At 31.1% G+C, this 16,228-nt stretch carries 13 protein-coding genes; 4 read left to right on the top strand and 9 right to left on the bottom strand.

Annotation, left to right across the window (positions count from 1 at the left end; translation table 11 throughout):
- Positions 1–15 precede the first annotated feature (15 nt).
- Together Q0776_RS10075 and Q0776_RS10070 are read right to left on the bottom strand one after the other, a co-directional pair.
- Positions 16–351 (bottom strand): DUF2853 family protein, encoded by a 336-nt coding sequence (locus Q0776_RS10075; protein WP_298367703.1) that lies wholly within the window; start codon positions 349–351, stop codon positions 16–18.
- Positions 352–430: 79 nt separating this feature from the next.
- Positions 431–1,855, bottom strand: a complete 1,425-nt coding sequence (locus tag Q0776_RS10070) for an L-serine ammonia-lyase (RefSeq protein ID WP_298367701.1) — start codon at positions 1,853–1,855, stop codon at positions 431–433.
- 215 nt (positions 1,856–2,070) lie between these two features.
- On the opposite strand from Q0776_RS10070, the gene dnaK reads away from it, so the two are divergent.
- From dnaK to Q0776_RS10050, 4 genes are all read left to right on the top strand, one after another.
- Positions 2,071–3,978 (top strand): molecular chaperone DnaK, encoded by a 1,908-nt coding sequence (gene dnaK, locus Q0776_RS10065; RefSeq protein WP_298367698.1) that lies wholly within the window; start codon positions 2,071–2,073, stop codon positions 3,976–3,978.
- A gap of 113 nt (positions 3,979–4,091) precedes the next feature.
- Complete coding sequence (locus Q0776_RS10060) at positions 4,092–5,042, top strand: nitronate monooxygenase (RefSeq protein ID WP_298367696.1); 951 nt, start codon at positions 4,092–4,094, stop codon at positions 5,040–5,042.
- A gap of 37 nt (positions 5,043–5,079) precedes the next feature.
- The gene (locus tag Q0776_RS10055; RefSeq protein WP_298367693.1) at positions 5,080–5,616 is read left to right on the top strand and encodes a hypothetical protein; all 537 of its coding nucleotides are present in this window, start codon (positions 5,080–5,082) and stop codon (positions 5,614–5,616) included.
- Positions 5,617–5,673: 57 nt separating this feature from the next.
- Positions 5,674–6,963, top strand: coding sequence for an NAD(P)/FAD-dependent oxidoreductase (locus Q0776_RS10050; protein ID WP_298367691.1), 1,290 nt, complete (start codon positions 5,674–5,676; stop codon positions 6,961–6,963).
- Here Q0776_RS10050 and Q0776_RS10045 read toward each other — a convergent pair whose 3' ends face one another.
- From Q0776_RS10045 to Q0776_RS10015, 7 genes are all read right to left on the bottom strand, one after another.
- The gene (locus tag Q0776_RS10045) at positions 6,964–7,860 is read right to left on the bottom strand and encodes a TIGR01777 family oxidoreductase (RefSeq protein ID WP_298367689.1); all 897 of its coding nucleotides are present in this window, start codon (positions 7,858–7,860) and stop codon (positions 6,964–6,966) included. It abuts the gene before it with no gap.
- A 70-nt stretch (positions 7,861–7,930) separates the two neighbouring features.
- On the bottom strand, positions 7,931–8,500 hold the full coding sequence (locus Q0776_RS10040) for a 2-oxoacid:acceptor oxidoreductase family protein (RefSeq protein ID WP_298367686.1): 570 nt from the start codon (positions 8,498–8,500) through the stop codon (positions 7,931–7,933).
- 6 nt (positions 8,501–8,506) lie between these two features.
- Entirely contained in the window at positions 8,507–9,223 is a 717-nt protein-coding gene (locus Q0776_RS10035) for a thiamine pyrophosphate-dependent enzyme (RefSeq protein ID WP_298367684.1), read from the bottom strand.
- Between the two features lie 10 nt (positions 9,224–9,233).
- Positions 9,234–10,358, bottom strand: coding sequence for a 3-methyl-2-oxobutanoate dehydrogenase subunit VorB (locus Q0776_RS10030; protein ID WP_298367682.1), 1,125 nt, complete (start codon positions 10,356–10,358; stop codon positions 9,234–9,236).
- 18 nt (positions 10,359–10,376) lie between these two features.
- Positions 10,377–10,607, bottom strand: coding sequence for a 4Fe-4S binding protein (locus Q0776_RS10025; protein ID WP_298367679.1), 231 nt, complete (start codon positions 10,605–10,607; stop codon positions 10,377–10,379).
- 190 nt (positions 10,608–10,797) lie between these two features.
- Positions 10,798–13,248, bottom strand: coding sequence for an alpha-ketoacid dehydrogenase subunit alpha/beta (locus tag Q0776_RS10020; protein WP_298367676.1), 2,451 nt, complete (start codon positions 13,246–13,248; stop codon positions 10,798–10,800).
- 203 nt (positions 13,249–13,451) lie between these two features.
- Positions 13,452–16,223, bottom strand: coding sequence for an aminopeptidase (locus Q0776_RS10015; RefSeq protein WP_298367674.1), 2,772 nt, complete (start codon positions 16,221–16,223; stop codon positions 13,452–13,454).
- Positions 16,224–16,228 lie beyond the last annotated feature (5 nt).

Raw genomic sequence — 16,228 nt, 5'->3', positions numbered from 1 at the left:
AAGGTAAACTTTAAATTAGTATTTAGATTCTTGACCTAATTCTTTAACTAATAAATAATATACAATTGCTCTATATTTGTTTCTGTTAGATTTTCCAACTTTTTCAATTACGGCCGCAATAGCATCATCTAATTTTGGTCCATCAGCAAGTCCTAACTTTTTAATTAAGAAGTTGTTTTTTACAGTTGCTAATTCTTTTTGATCTGAACCAGAAACAGTTTCTGCATCTTTTTTATATATTGAAGGTCCCAATCCTTTAGTAACAGCAGTTAATAAGTCTGCATCAAAGCTTAGTCCTAATTTTTCCATTTCGCCTTTATAAAGGGCTAATTTTTCATCAAATTTACTCATGAGTAACGAATTTTTTTATTTTAATTAATATTCCTTTTACCAAATATAAAAAATATTATCTGTAATTCTAAATAATATTTTAACAATCTGAAAGATTGACACCTACGGCCAATCCACCTTCAGAAGTTTCTTTATATTTAGAATTCATATCCTTAGCCGTTTCCCACATACTCGAAATTACTTTGTCTAAATGAACTTTGGCGTGATTAGTGTCTGAATCTAGTGCTAGTTCGGCAGCATTAATAGCTTTTATAGCTCCCATTGCATTGCGTTCAATACAAGGAATTTGGACCAAACCCCCAATAGGGTCACAAGTTAATCCTAAATGATGCTCCATTGCAATTTCACTAGCCATTAATACTTGTTCAGGAGTTCCTCCTAATAATTCGGTTAAGGCACCAGCAGCCATTGCAGAAGAAACTCCAATTTCTGCCTGACAGCCGCCCATTGCAGCTGAAATAGTAGCTCCTTTTTTAAAAATACTGCCAATTTCTCCCGCAACTAATAGGTAATTTTTGATATGATTAAAATTGGCTTCGTGGTTTTCAATAACCATATAATACATTAATACTGCAGGAATAACACCAGCACTTCCATTGGTTGGTGCAGTAACAACACGGCCTAAGTTGGCATTAACTTCATTAACACTTAAAGCAAAACAGCTAACCCATTTTAATATTTGACGAAAAATAACTCCTGTACTTCTTATACTTTCTATCCATTCTTCAGGATTGCTATAGGGTAACCCCCCAATTAGTTTTTTATGCATGTCAAAAGCTCTTCTTTTTACATTCAATCCACCGGGTAAAATTCCTTCGGTATGGCAACCTGTATACATGCAATCAAGCATTGTTTTCCAAATTCGATTTATTTCAAAATCAATTTCTTGTTCAGAACGTAAAGATTTTTCATTTTCTAAAACTATTTGTGAAATTGATTTTGATTCGTTTTTACAATAAGTTTCTAATTCTTTTGCTTTTTGAATTGGAAAAGGAAAAGTTTTTTGTATTTCTATATTTTCTTTTGCGTGTATTAGTTCTTCCCTTACTACAAATCCTCCACCAATAGAATAGTAGGTGTCTTTTGAAATTTCTATTTCTTTGGAAAAGGCAGTAAATGTTAAGCCATTTGCATGAAAAGGTAAAAATTCAGAATTAAAAGTAATTTCTTGGTTTGGAAGAAATTCAATTTCAATTTCATTTCCGAATTTAATTTTTTTGGACGCTTTAATTGATTCAATAATATTCGAAATGTTTTCAATTGGAATAGTTTCTGGATCCATCCCTGCCAAGCCTAAAATAAGAGCTAAATCGGTAGCATGTCCTTTTCCTGTTAGAGATAATGAGCCATACAAATCTACTTTAATAGATGTTACTTTATAAAAAGTATCAGTTTTTTTTAAATGTTGAATCCAGCGTTCGGCAGCTCGCCAAGGTCCCAAAGTATGAGAACTAGAAGGACCAATACCAATTTTTAACATGTCAAATACAGAAATACACTCCATTAATTATATAATTAAATTGTTATAAATATAGAACAATGTTTATAACAAGAGAAAAGTAAGTGTATTTAGTATTAAACTTAGATTATAAATGACAATTTGAGATTTTAAATGAGCTAATTATGACATCTTGGCATAAAATTTTTAATGGCATAATCATTGACTAATTGTAAGTGTAAGTTTAAAAAAAAATTAAAAACAAAATAAATATATACATTATGAGTAAGATTATAGGAATAGATTTAGGAACAACCAACTCTTGTGTTTCTGTAATGGAAGGGAATGAACCAGTGGTAATTCCTAATGCAGAAGGAAAAAGAACAACACCATCAATTGTTGCATTTATTGAAGGTGGAGAGCGTAAAGTTGGAGATCCTGCAAAACGTCAGGCGGTAACAAATCCATTAAAAACTATTTATTCAATTAAACGTTTTATGGGTAACAAGTATTCTGAATCTAAAATGGAGGCAGAACGTGTACCTTATAAAGTTGTAAAAGGAGATAATGACACACCACGTGTTGATATTGATGGTAGATTATATACGCCACAAGAAATTTCAGCAATGATTCTTCAAAAAATGAAAAAAACTGCTGAAGATTATTTAGGTACCGAAGTAAGTGAAGCTGTTGTAACAGTTCCGGCATATTTTAATGATGCACAGCGTCAGGCTACAAAAGAGGCTGGTGAGATTGCAGGTTTAAAGGTTAGTAGAATTATCAACGAGCCTACTGCTGCGGCATTGGCTTATGGTATGGATAAAAAAGGTGTTGATCAAAAAATTGTTGTATTTGACTTTGGTGGTGGTACGCACGATGTTTCTATTTTAGAATTAGGAGACGGAGTATTTGAAGTATTGTCAACTGATGGAGATACACATTTAGGTGGTGATGATGTTGATCAAAAAATTATTGACTGGTTAGCTGAAGAATTTAAAGCTGATGAAAATATGGATTTACGTCAAGATCCAATGGCTTTACAACGTTTAAAAGAAGCTGCTGAAAAAGCAAAAATTGAATTGTCATCTTCTGCTTCAACAGAAATAAATTTACCTTATGTAACTGCTACAGCTAGTGGACCAAAACACTTAGTAAGAACATTATCTAAAGCTAAATTTGAGCAATTAATTGATGATTTAGTAAAAAGAACAATTGAGCCATGTAAAACTGCATTAAATAATGCAGGTTTATCAACGGGAGATATTGATGAAATTATTTTAGTTGGTGGTTCAACTCGTATTCCTGCAGTACAGGAAGCTGTTGAAAAATTCTTTGGTAAAGCACCAAGTAAAGGAGTAAATCCAGATGAGGTTGTGGCAATTGGAGCAGCTATTCAAGGTGGAGTTTTAACAGGAGATGTTAAGGATGTATTGTTGTTAGATGTTACTCCGTTATCATTAGGTATTGAAACTATGGGTAACGTTATGACAAAGCTTATTGATGCCAATACTACTATTCCAACTAAAAAATCGCAAGTATTCTCAACTGCTGCCGATAACCAACCTTCAGTAGATATTCATGTGTTGCAAGGTGAAAGAGCTATGGCTGCAGACAACAAAACTATTGGGCGTTTCCAATTAACGGATATTCCACCAGCACCAAGAGGAGTTCCTCAAATTGAAGTAACTTTTGATATTGATGCAAACGGAATTATTCACGTAACTGCTTCTGATAAAGCTACTGGAAAATCTCAAAACATTAAAATTGAAGCTTCTTCAGGATTATCTGATGCTGAAATTGAAAAAATGAAAGCGGATGCAGAAGCTAATGCAGATGCAGATAAGGCTGCAAAAGAAACTGCAGAGAAAATTAATGGTGCAGATTCTATGATTTTCCAAACTGAAAAGCAATTAAAAGAATTTGGAGATAAATTATCTGCAGATAAAAAAGGACCAATTGAAGCTGCTTTAGCTGAATTGAAAAAAGCACACGAATCTAAAGATCTTGCGCAAATTGATGCGGCAATGGAAAAGATTAACGAAGCTTGGAAAGTAGCAAGTGAAGAAATGTACAAAGCTCAACAAGAAGGTGAAGCTCAAGGAGCTCCTACAGGAGATGCTGGAGAGCAACCAAAAGGAGAAGGAGACAACGTAGAAGATGTTGACTTTGAAGAGGTAAAAGAAGAGTAATATTCTTTTAATATGTGAAAAAAAGGCTTCCATTTGGGAGCCTTTTTTTGTTTCATTAATTTTTTAGTGTTATGCACGCATAATAATTTATTATATTTGATAAAATCAAAAACATGGATTCACCAAAATTATCTGAACTTTTAAAAATAAACTATCCTATAATTCAAGCGCCAATGTTTTTAGTTTCAAATACCACAATGGTAATTGAAGCAATGAAAAGTGGAATTTCGGGTTGTATTCCTGCGCTAAATTATAGAACTTTAGATGAATTGAGAGTAGCAATTAGTGAGTTGAAAGCTGCTAAAGTTAAAGGAGGAGCTTTTGGATTTAATTTAATCGTAAACAAATCTAATATTAAATATAAAGAGCAGTTAAGAGTTATTTGTGAAGAGGGAGCTGACTTTATTATTACTTCTTTAGGTAGTCCGGAAGAAACAATTAATCAAGCACATAAAGTTGGAATAAAAGTTTTTTGTGATGTGGTAGATTTAAAATTTGCCAAGAAAGTTGAATCACTTGGAGCTGATGCAATTATAGCTGTTAATAACGAAGCCGGAGGTCATAGAGGTGCAATATCAGCAAAAGTTTTAATTGATGATTTAGTTAAAAATTGTGGCATTCCAATAATTTCAGCAGGAGGTGTTGGTTGTAAAGATGATATTGATAAAATGTTAAGTTTTGGTGCAGCAGGAGTTTCTATTGGAAGCCCATTTATTGCATCAATAGAAGCTGGAGTGACCGAAGAATATAAACAAGCCTGTGTAGATTATGGTGCGCAAGATATTGTTTTAACCGAACGTATTTCGGGAACTCCATGTACTGTAATTAATACACCTTATGTTCAAAAAATAGGAACAAAACAAACTTGGTTAGAGTCTTTTTTAAATAAAAATAGAAGTTTAAAAAAATGGGTTAAACTCATTAGGTTTATGATAGGTACAAATGCCGTAACAAATGCAGCAACAAAAGCTACTTATAAAACTGTTTGGGTTGCTGGACCAAGTATTGAGCATACAAAAGAAATATTACCAGTAAAAGATATCGTAACAAAGCTTGTAAATTAATATTTTTGTTAATATTATTAAAAACCAAGAAAAAACTTTGAGTAAGTATCATCAATTCAATTTTTTTAAACACACTTTCTGTGAATTTAAAAGTTTTCCAGAAGAATTTTTTAAAGAAAAATCTATTCATTTTAAAAGTAAATCAGGAAGTAAGTATTTTTATACTGAGCAAGGAGTTTATAGATATTCTAATCATTGGGGAAGAGTAGCAAATTGTCGCTGGAAAATTAAAGGAATTCAAAATTATAAAAATCAGAATTATTATTATGGTTATGCAAATTGGAAAGATTTTTACTCTTTAAATTCTTCTAAAAAAGAGTTTTATTTAGATGTAGATTATAGCCAAGAAAGGGTAACTATTTGTAAATCCGAATTAAATACGACTAAATTTTTAATGACCTTGAATTTTTCGCTTAAACGAATAAAAGAAATTAAAAACATTTTTAAAGAAAATAAATGGGCTTCATATATTAATGAAGACGTAGATGAGGTTAAAACTGTATTAATAAAAAAAATGGTAAGTTCGGATAGGCCGTTGCAAGAATTAAAACAAAGTTTAAGAGATATTTTTTAAAGATTTAGTTAATTAAACTATTCTATTTGTAAATTTGCTTTCTACTAAAAAAATATAATGAACATACCACAAACTAGTTTTAAAAGAGTTGTTATAATTGGAGGAGGTTTTGCCGGTTTAGCGGCGGCAAAAGGATTAGAAGATAAAGAATTACAAGTTGTTTTAATAGATAAACACAATTACCATACATTTCAACCATTATTATACCAAGTTGCCACCGGTGGCTTGGAGCCAGATAGTATTGCTTTTCCTTTAAGAAAACGGTTTAATGATATAGAGAATTTTTACTTTAGGCTTGCAGAAGTTAAAAATATAAATGCCAACAAAAATTGTATTGAGACAAATATTGGTAGTTTAAATTACGACGAATTAATTATTGCTACGGGTTCAAAAACAAATTTTTTTGGCAATAAAACTATAGAAAAATATGCTATGGAAATGAAATCTGTTCCGCAGGCATTAAATATTCGTAGTTTGGTTTTAGAAAATTTTGAGGAAGCTTTATTAGAACGAAATTTAGAAAAGCGTTTGGCACTTATGAATTTTGTAATTGTTGGTGGTGGACCAACAGGAGTCGAGTTAGCGGGAGCATTGGCTGAAATGAAAAAGGGGATTTTACCAAAAGATTATCCAGATTTAGATATTCGTCAAATGAAAATTAACCTTATTCAAAGTTCAGACGAACTTTTAAAAGGAATGAGCAATAAAGCTTCCGAAAAAGCAGAAGATTACCTTATAAAATTAAATGTTGATGTTTGGAAAAATTTAAGAGTTGTTAATTACGATGGCGAAACAGTAACAACAAATGGTGAAGATCATTTTAAAGCACAAACTTTAATTTGGGCAGCGGGAGTAAAAGGTGAATCTATTAATGGATTAGAGCAAGAATGCTTAGTTGAAAGAGCTAACCGTTTTAAGGTTAATGAGTATAATAAAGTTGATGGCTATAATAATGTTTATGCAATAGGAGATGTTGCTTGTATGCCATCAGAAAATTATAAATATGGCCATCCAATGATGGCGCAACCTGCCATTCAGCAAGGAAAACTGTTGGCTAAAAATATATTGGCTAAGTTAGAAGGTAAAAAACTGAAGCCATTTAAATATAACGATAAAGGTTCAATGGCAACTATAGGAAGAAACAAGGCTGTTGTAGATTTACCAAATTGGAAATTTCAAGGTGTTTTTGCTTGGTTTGTTTGGATGTTTGTTCACTTGTTTTCATTAATTGGATTTAGAAATAAAGCCGTTGTTTTTTTTAATTGGCTGTATAACTATATTCGATTTGATAGAGAAACAAGGTTAATAATTCGTCCGTATAAAAATAAAAATAGGCAATCTTTTTAATTAAAATAGTTGACTAAAAAAGCTATTTAGTGTTGAATGTTTAAATTTAAATCCTGTATTTTCTATTTTTCTACTGGATACACGGCTACCTTCAAGTAAGATTATAGAAAGTTCTCCTAATACTATTTTTAAAACAAAAGAAGGAATATTTGGTAACCATAATGGTTTTTTTACAAATTTTGCAATCGTTTTTGTAAAACCTTTATTTGTAATATGTTCTGGTGCAACTGCATTGTAAATGCCATTAATAGTTTTATTTTCAATTGCTTCTACATACATATTGCATAAATCTTCTATTGAAATCCAAGGCATAAATTGTTTTCCACTTCCAATCGCCGCCCCAACACCTAATTTTATTGGTTTCATTATTTTATCCAATGCACCGCCTTTTTTGGATAGCACAATACCAGTTCTCAAAATAACAGTTCTAATGTTTTCATTTTGAAACGATAATGATTCTTTTTCCCATAGTTTACAAATTGTTGCCAAAAAGTCATTTCCCGAGTTATCATTTTCTGAAAAAACTTTTTCTGAAGTTAATGATCCATAATAACCTATTCCTGAAGCGGCAATAAATCCTTTTAATGTTGGGTTTAGTTCTTTGACTTTCCTAAATAATAAATTTGTAGAATCAACTCTACTGTTGATAAGAATTTTTTTTCTAGCCGAAGTCCAGCGTTTATCCGCAATTCCTGCCCCAGCTAAATGAATAATATAATCAGTATTGGTAATAGCTTCATTATCAATATAATTTTCGTTAATATTCCAATAAAAGCTTAATGGGTTTTCTGTTCTGCTTCTGCTTAAAACAGTTACAAAATGTCCTCTATTTTTTAATAATTTACAAAGATGTTTACCTATTAAACCAGTTCCACCGGTTACCAAAATTTTAGCCATAAAAAAATCGATTATTTTGCAGATGAAGTTACTACAAAATAATCGATATTGAAATGGTTAACTATTGTTATTAATTTGAATATTCGTGTTTTTTAGAGATATAAGCTTTTGTAGCTTCCATTCCTTTAGTAATTGCTTCTTCATTTAAAGGAATTAAATGGTGGTAACGTTCAGGTAATGATTTTTTTAAACCTTCAATCACGTTTTTTAGATTTACAATAGGTTTAAGTTTTAAATAAGCTCCTAAAACTACCATATTAAAAATTTTTTTATTTCCCATTTCTGTGGAAATCTTGTTTCCTTCAATTTGATAAATATTTATATCAGTTCGTGTAGGATGTTTATGAATGCCATTAGGTTCATACAATAATAATCCTCCCGGTTTTACAGATTTTTCAAATTTATCCATGCTTTGTTGGTTTAGGATAATAGCAGTATCAAATAATTGTAAATAAGGAGAACTTATTCTTTCGTCGCTTAAAATTACGGTTACATTTGCAGTTCCACCTCTCATTTCTGGACCGTAAGAAGGCATCCAACTAACTTCTTGATCTTGCATAATTCCTGAGTACGCAAGTATTTTACCCATTGAAAGTACTCCTTGACCACCAAAACCAGCAATAATAATTTCTTCTGTCATAACTAATTATTTTAATTTTCCGTTTACTTTAATATCGCCAAGAGGGAAGTATGGGAACATATGTTCTTCCATCCAAATATTCGACTCGTTAGGATTCATTTTCCAACCAGAATTACAATTTGAAACAATTTCAATAAAAGAAAGTCCTTTTTTTAATCGGGTATTTTCAAATGCTTTTTTGATAGCTTTTTTTGCTTTTCTTGCATGCTTATGCGTATGTACAGATTGGCGCGTAGCATAATATACTCCTGGTAAATTGGCTACTAATTCAGTCATTTTTATGGGCATTCCCATTGTTTTGGCTTCTCTTCCGTATGGAGAGGTTGAAGACCGCATTCCTTCTAAAGTGGTTGGTGCCATTTGTCCCCCAGTCATTCCATAAATACCATTATTCACAAAAATAATAACAATATTTTCTCCTCTATTGCAAGTGTGAATAGTTTCTGCAGTTCCAATTGCAGCTAAATCTCCGTCACCTTGATAGGTAAAAACGTACTTTTCTGGCCAGCATCTTGCTATTGCGGTTGCAACTGCCGGAGCACGCCCATGTGCTGCTTGTGTCATATCAATATTCATAAAATCATATGCTAAAACAGAGCAACCTACAGGAGCAACACCTATGGTGTTTTCAACTATTCCCATTTCGTCAATTACTTCCATGGTAAGGTTGTGAGCCGTTCCATGACCACATCCTGGACAGTACGACAATGTGGTGTCTGTCATTAATTTTGACTTACAGAATACTTGATTCTCGGGTTTTATGATGTCTAATACTTCCATTTTTAATAATTTTTTGTTCTAAAGCCTCTAATACTTCTTCTGGTGTGTGAATAATTCCTCCTGTTCTTCCAAAATGTGCTACTGGAACTTTATGTTCAACTGAAAGAAGTACATCTTCAATCATTTGGCCAGCATTTAGTTCAACGCTTAAAATTCCTTTGACTTGATTGGCTAGTTTGAATAATACTTTTTTGGGATACGGAAATAAAGTAATTGGTCTAACAAGTCCAGCTTTTATTCCTTTTTTTCGTGCCAATTTAACGGCTTTTTGAGCAATTCGAGAACTGGAGCCATAAGCAACAAATAAATACTCGGCATCTTCGGTTTGAAATTCTTCATACCTTGTATCTTCAAGCTCCATTTGTTCGTATTTTTTCATTAATCTATGTACACGGGCTTCCATTTTTTCAGACTGTAAATCTAAAGATGTAATAATGTTTCGTTCTCTATTTGTTTTTCCTGTTGTAGCCCAACTATCATATTTTTTTATTACTTCTTCATCCGTAAGTCTTTCTTGTTGGTCTTTTAAAACAACTTTTTCCATCATTTGTCCAATTAAACCATCAGAAAGAATTAAAACTGGCGCTCTATATTTAAATGCTATATCAAATGCGTCTTCCACAAAATCAGACATTTCCTGAACAGAAGCCGGAGCTAAAACATATAATTTATAATCTCCATGTCCGCCACCTTTTACCGATTGAAAATAATCTGCTTGTGATGGCTGAATGGTTCCTAAACCAGGTCCTCCTCGTACAACATTTACAATAACTGCAGGCAATTCGGCACCCGCTATATAAGATATTCCTTCTAATTTTAATGAAATTCCCGGACTTGAAGAGGAAGTCATTACTTTTTTTCCAGTACTTGCAGCTCCATATACCATATTTATAGCTGCAATTTCACTTTCGGCTTGAAGAACAACCATTCCTGTACGTTTTTCGGGTTGTTCTGTCATTAGGTATTCTATAACTTCTGATTGTGGCGTTATGGGATAACCAAAATAAGCATCAACTCCAGCTCTTATCGCTGCTTCGGCCAATGCTTCATTTCCCTTCATTAATTTTAATTCTGACATATGTATAATTTTAAAGCATTATGCTGAAACTTTTACTCGATAAACTGAAATTGCCCTATCAGGACAAACAATTGCACAGTTTGTGCAACCAGTGCAGGCCTGAGGGTTTTTCATGTAGGCGTAGTGATACCCTTTCATATTAACTTCAGCTGTCATACCTATTACATCTTCTGGGCAAACAGGTATACAAACTTCACAACCTTTACAAACTTCTGTGTTTACTACAATTGCACCTTTTACTTTTGCCATTTTAATAATATTTATAGTGTTTATTAACTCGGAATTCTATTATTCATAAAGTTAAGGTGTTTTTATTGAATAAAATATGATATATATCAATTTATGACAATTATCATAATATTTTTGGATGTTTTGTAATAAAAAAAACGCCTGATAAGACGTTTTTGTTAGTGTTTAAGCGTTATGTAACATATGTTTTCTAATATAGTTTTTTATATTTAGAAGGGTTTGTTTCATGCATAACACTATAAATTGTTTCAAAAATATCTTCGGAGTTTGGTTTGGAGAAGTAATCACCATCAGTTCCATAAGCAGGTCTGTGTGCTTTTGCAGTTAAAGTAATAGGTTTACTATCTAAATATTGGTATGCATTCTGGTTTTCTAAAATTTCATTTAACAAATAAGCAGCTGCACCACCTGGAACATCTTCATCTATAATAATTAATCTATTTGTTTTTTGAATACTCTTTACAGTATCATGGTTAATATCAAACGGAAGTAAACATTGTACATCAATAATTTCAATATTAATATCAACCTGATTTAGCTCTTTTACCACGTCTTCAACAATTTTTAACGTAGATCCATATGAAACCACTGTTATATCTGTACCTGTTTTAATAGTTTCAACTACACCTATTGGCGTTCTAAATTCGCCCAAATTATTAGGTAGTTTTTCTTTTAATCGGTAACCATTTAGGTTTTCTATAATTAAAGCAGGCTCATCACTTTCTAAAAGGGTATTATAAAAACCGGCTGCCTTTGTCATGTTTCGTGGAACCAATATATTCATTCCTCTTAATAGATGAATTATTCCACCCATAGGTGAACCTGAATGCCAAATACCTTCTAAGCGATGCCCTCTTGTACGAACAATTAACGGTGCTTTTTGTGTACCAACGGTTCGGTAATATAGCGAAGCTAAATCATCGCTTAAAATTTGTAAGGCATACAATACATAATCTAAATATTGTATTTCAGCAATTGGACGAAGGCCTCTTAAAGCCATTCCAATTCCTTGTCCAATTATTGTGGCTTCTCTAATTCCAGTATCTGAAACACGTAGTTTGCCATATTTTTCTTGTAACCCTACTAAACCTTGATTAACGTCTCCAATATTTCCTGCATCTTCACCAAAAATAAATAGATTGTTATATTTTGAAAACAATGTATCAAAGTTGTCTTTTATAATTATTCGAGCATCAACTAGCTCAGCATCGTGATCGTATGTTGGTAATATTTCTTCTACATGTGATACTTTTTTATTTGTTTCACTGTATAAATGTGAACTAAATTTGGGTTGTTCGGATTGTAAATAGCTTTTTATCCAATTTTGTAATTGGATTTTTTCGGTAGAAGATTCATCTCTAACATATACCACTGCTTTTCTAGCTGTAGATAACAGATCTTTTCTTGAAGGTTCTCTTATAATATCAAGTTGAGCAGCTAAATTATTTATAAAAACTTTATTTGAGCTCTTGGTCGAAAGTTTATCTAAAATATTTTTTAACCTAATTTTTTGATCGTTTATAGGAGTTAAAAACGCATTCCAAGCTTCTCTTCTTGCAGCAGATACTAATTTTTTTGCTTCTTTTTCAATTTTAATTAATTCTGATTCAGACTCAACAAATTTTAATATATTATTGTTAGAATCTTCTAACTCAAATTCGAAAATCCAATCACGCATTTTTGAAATACAATCGTATTGTTTTTCCCAAACTAAACGTTCTTTAGTTTTGTATCTTTCATGCGACCCAGAGGTAGAATGTCCTTGAGGTTGCGTTAAATCTTTAACATGTATAAGAACAGGTATGTGTTTTTCTCGTGCAATTGTGGCAGCACGACTATAGGTGTCAATAAGTTTAGGATAATCCCAACCTTCAACAACTATAATTTCATAACCTTTTCCTTTTTCGTCTTGTTGAAATCCTTTTAAAATTTCTGAAATATTTTCTTTAGTAGTTTGAAATTTAGCAGGAACTGAAATACCATATTCATCATCCCAAACACTAATTATCATAGGAACTTGCAGAACACCTGCAGCATTTATGGTTTCGAAAAATACACCTTCAGATGTACTTGCATTTCCAATGGTTCCCCAGGATATTTCGTTTCCATTATTAGAAAATTTTGGATTCTTAATTTCGGGTAAAGCTCTAAATAGTTTTGATGCGTAGGCAACACCTAACATTCTTGGCATTTGAGCTGCTGTTGGCGAAATGTCACTAGTAGAATTGTACTGCTCGGTTAAATTTTTAAATTCACCATTTTTATCAAGACTATGAGTTAAAAAATGACCACCCATTTGTCTACCACCCGACATTGGATCGGCCTTTAAACTTGGATGCGCATATAATGCCGCAAAAAACTGCTGAGGTGTAAGCTCTCCTAAAGCCATCATAAAAGTTTGGTCTCTATAATAACCCGATCTAAAATCACCTTTTTTAAAGGCTTTAGCCATTGCAATTTGTGGAACCTCTTTTCCATCACCAAAAATACCAAATTTAGCTTTTCCAGTTAAAACTTCTCGCCTTCCTAATAAGCTACATTCTCTGCTAATTACAGCTAATTTATAATCGTTTAACACTTCCTGTTTGAATTCTGAAAACGACAAATTATTTTTTGTTGAAGCTGAAGTTTTTAATGTCATGGATTGATGTTTTTTGGCGCTGCAAATTACAAATTTTAAGTGGTTTTTAAAAATGTACCGTATTTATATGGATATAAGATTTTCTATAATGGATGTGTAAAGTAATTGATAGGTGTGGTTAATACTTTTAAAACAAAATATGTTTGCTTAAAAAGTATATCTATTCTTTAGAGTGAAAGTTGTATTAGGTTTTCTTTTTAAATCTAATAAAACCCTCTTTTTACAAAATTGTAAATTCGTTTGGGTTTTATAACTAATACAAATCTTATTTTGGAACTATATTGAGGAGCTGATACTTCCCAACCTAAATTTGAATAAAAAGGGAAATACACTTCTAAAATATCTTGAATAAAGTTTAGTCTTATGCCGTTTTCGTGAGCAAAATATACACTTTCATTCTTGTTTTTAACAAAACCAACATCATTGTAAACTTCTAACCATCTCCAAATACCAACACTTGTATTAAAAGTTGACAACCATTGATTAGCGTATGCAACAGGTAATTTAGATTTAAATCCTCCTTCGTTAATAATAACTTGTTGGCTAAAAAAACCTGATGTTTCCGACCTTCCTAAATAATCATATTGAAATAAATAATCAGTTGGTCTATCCAAAGCGAAATTAAAATAATTTGTTTCAGTTTTATTAGTTAAAAAGGCACCAGCAAAAAATCGAAAATCAAATTGCCTGTTTGTATTTGTTAATTTTCTATATCGAGCAGTTAATGATAGTTTGCTAAATTTATTAGATACTTCAAGACCTGTTGAAAATCTTACATCATCAATAATTGCAGGTTTTGAATATCCGTACCTCAAATTTAAAACATTATATTTATAAGTTTCTGGGTTTTCTGTGCTTGTAGGTGAAACTTCTTTGTTTACAGATGTAAATGTTGTCATTAATACTTTGCTGCTAACATCTCGTAAGCTTTTTCTTTTAAATTGAATCAATGCATATGGATTAATAGCCGTGTAAGATAGGTTAGGGGCGTAATGATAATTACTTGCAACAATTCCAATTCCAAATTTGTCAACTTTTTTGTTTTCTGGAAGATATTCATATTGAAATACTGCCGAACCAGATAATGTATTACTTTTTGTACTATAGGAAGGCGAAATTTTATAATTTATATTTTTATTTAAAATAGTTTTATTAGAAAAGGCCATTCCTAAAACTAAACCATCGTAATAATTAAATTTATAAATAGGTGTATAAAATAACTGATTATAGTAAGTGTCTTCAATGTCTTTAAAAAACTTTAATTGAAGTGGTCTATTAAAAAGAGGTTTGTCAATATCTTTCCAATTGTTTCTTAAGTTTATTTCGGGTAATTCCGAATTATAATTAAGAGATAATTTATCAAATCCATTTTTTGGAATTGTAATTTTAGTTATTGAATCTATTCCAGTTAACCATTTTGTAAATTTAATTTCCTTGTCTTTAACGCCAAATAGTTGTATTGGAGCGGTAAAATTCCTTCTATTTTGGACACTGATTTCTAACGAATCGTTTTTTTCGGTTATACGTTTAATTGTATAATCTATCTTTTTATTTGTTAAAAGGAAATCATTTTCAAACCAAGATAAATCTTTTGAAGTTTTTGATTTTAACTGATCTAAAAAATAACTGCTTTTTGTTTTTTTTCCTGAATATGAAAAACAATATTTGAAAATTTCCGACTGAACAGAGCAGTCTGTCAAATAACTTTCAAGATACTTTATTCCTAAACCAGCTTTATAATTACTGGCAATTTTTCTATTAAAATTAGATAATGAATCGGCTCTAGTGGTAAGTGCTTGATCTAAGTTTTTACGAGCTGCAAACTGATAAACAAAATGATATTTTTCATTGAAATCGATTTTTGCAATACTAAAGTTTTTAATACCCCATAGTTTTGAAATATTCCCAATTGCTTTTATTTCTGGATAGTATTTCTCTACATACTTAATCATTAAATAATTGTGTAAACCATTTGCCAACCAATAATCTTCTCTTTTATTTACTAAAAATAATTGATCTATATATTTTTTTGAAAGAACTTTAAATACTTTAATATCCCATTCAAAAGCATTATTATATGCGGCTAAAAAAGATGGAAGTTGATTAAAACCATAAACAGGATTTTTGTCATATTCAATTTGATTTAATAATATTTTATCATTTGAATATTTCCCTAAATATAATTGTATAAAATAAAACTCGCGTTTTAAAATACTCAATTGAACTTCTTGGCTTAAATCTGGTGAAATAATATTTGTACTAATTGTTTTTCCATCAAATTCAAAGTCATAAAAATCATTTATTTTAACAATATTTAATTCGATGTCAAATCGGTTTTCGCCTTTTAAACTATAGGTTTTAATATTATTATCAGTTTTATAAGAACTGCTTAAATCGGTATTTAATTGAAATTCATCTGGGATTTTAAGTTCGATAGAATAATTTGTATAATCCATGTGTAAATCATCCAGGTCTAAATTATTGTATACCTGCCATTTAGTGTCGAAAACAGCAGGAGTCATGTACCAATATCTTAAATTATAACCGAATAGATCACCTCCATATTTAGTAAATTTGTTACTAGGAATCTTTACCAAATAGGTCATCGATATTTTTACAGAATCATTGGGTTGTAATGGAAAACCAAGATCAACTTTTAAAATATCAGGATTTTCTTCAGTTATCTGATATGTAGAGGAATTGAAATTTACCGAAACCCCATTAATTATTGTACTTCCTCTAAGTTTTTCATTAGCAAAATGAAACGTTTTAGAATAATTTTCTACAAACCTTTTTGCTAAAGGAGTTTGCTTGTCTTTATATGCATTTGGCCAATTATGAAAATAAACTTCTTTTAAAATACTATCAGATTTGTTATAGAATGTAGTTTCTTGAAGAATTTTAATTTCATTAGTTTCAGAATTTAAGCTAGCGCGTATATCTATGTTATTTGTTTGACAGTAAATTTTGTTCAAACAAA

The sequence above is a fragment of the uncultured Lutibacter sp. genome, assembly GCF_947495725.1.
GTDB lineage: Bacteria > Bacteroidota > Bacteroidia > Flavobacteriales > Flavobacteriaceae > Lutibacter.
Note: the sequence above shows the minus strand (reverse complement) of the source record. Positions and strands in the feature narration are given on the sequence as shown.

What these genes read in the sequence shown, in the direction of transcription:
- Q0776_RS10060 (WP_298367696.1), top strand. Translation starts at nt 4,092, where the DNA reads ATGGATTCACCAAAATTATCTGAACTTTTAAAAATAAACTATCCTATA.
- dnaK (WP_298367698.1), top strand. Translation starts at nt 2,071, where the DNA reads ATGAGTAAGATTATAGGAATAGATTTAGGAACAACCAACTCTTGTGTT.
- Q0776_RS10020 (WP_298367676.1), bottom strand. Translation starts at nt 13,248, where the DNA reads ATGACATTAAAAACTTCAGCTTCAACAAAAAATAATTTGTCGTTTTCA.
- Q0776_RS10030 (WP_298367682.1), bottom strand. Translation starts at nt 10,358, where the DNA reads ATGTCAGAATTAAAATTAATGAAGGGAAATGAAGCATTGGCCGAAGCA.
- Q0776_RS10025 (WP_298367679.1), bottom strand. Translation starts at nt 10,607, where the DNA reads ATGGCAAAAGTAAAAGGTGCAATTGTAGTAAACACAGAAGTTTGTAAA.
- Q0776_RS10070 (WP_298367701.1), bottom strand. Translation starts at nt 1,855, where the DNA reads ATGGAGTGTATTTCTGTATTTGACATGTTAAAAATTGGTATTGGTCCT.
- Q0776_RS10045 (WP_298367689.1), bottom strand. Translation starts at nt 7,860, where the DNA reads ATGGCTAAAATTTTGGTAACCGGTGGAACTGGTTTAATAGGTAAACAT.
- Q0776_RS10075 (WP_298367703.1), bottom strand. Translation starts at nt 351, where the DNA reads ATGAGTAAATTTGATGAAAAATTAGCCCTTTATAAAGGCGAAATGGAA.
- Q0776_RS10050 (WP_298367691.1), top strand. Translation starts at nt 5,674, where the DNA reads ATGAACATACCACAAACTAGTTTTAAAAGAGTTGTTATAATTGGAGGA.
- Q0776_RS10035 (WP_298367684.1), bottom strand. Translation starts at nt 9,223, where the DNA reads ATGACAGACACCACATTGTCGTACTGTCCAGGATGTGGTCATGGAACG.
- Q0776_RS10040 (WP_298367686.1), bottom strand. Translation starts at nt 8,500, where the DNA reads ATGACAGAAGAAATTATTATTGCTGGTTTTGGTGGTCAAGGAGTACTT.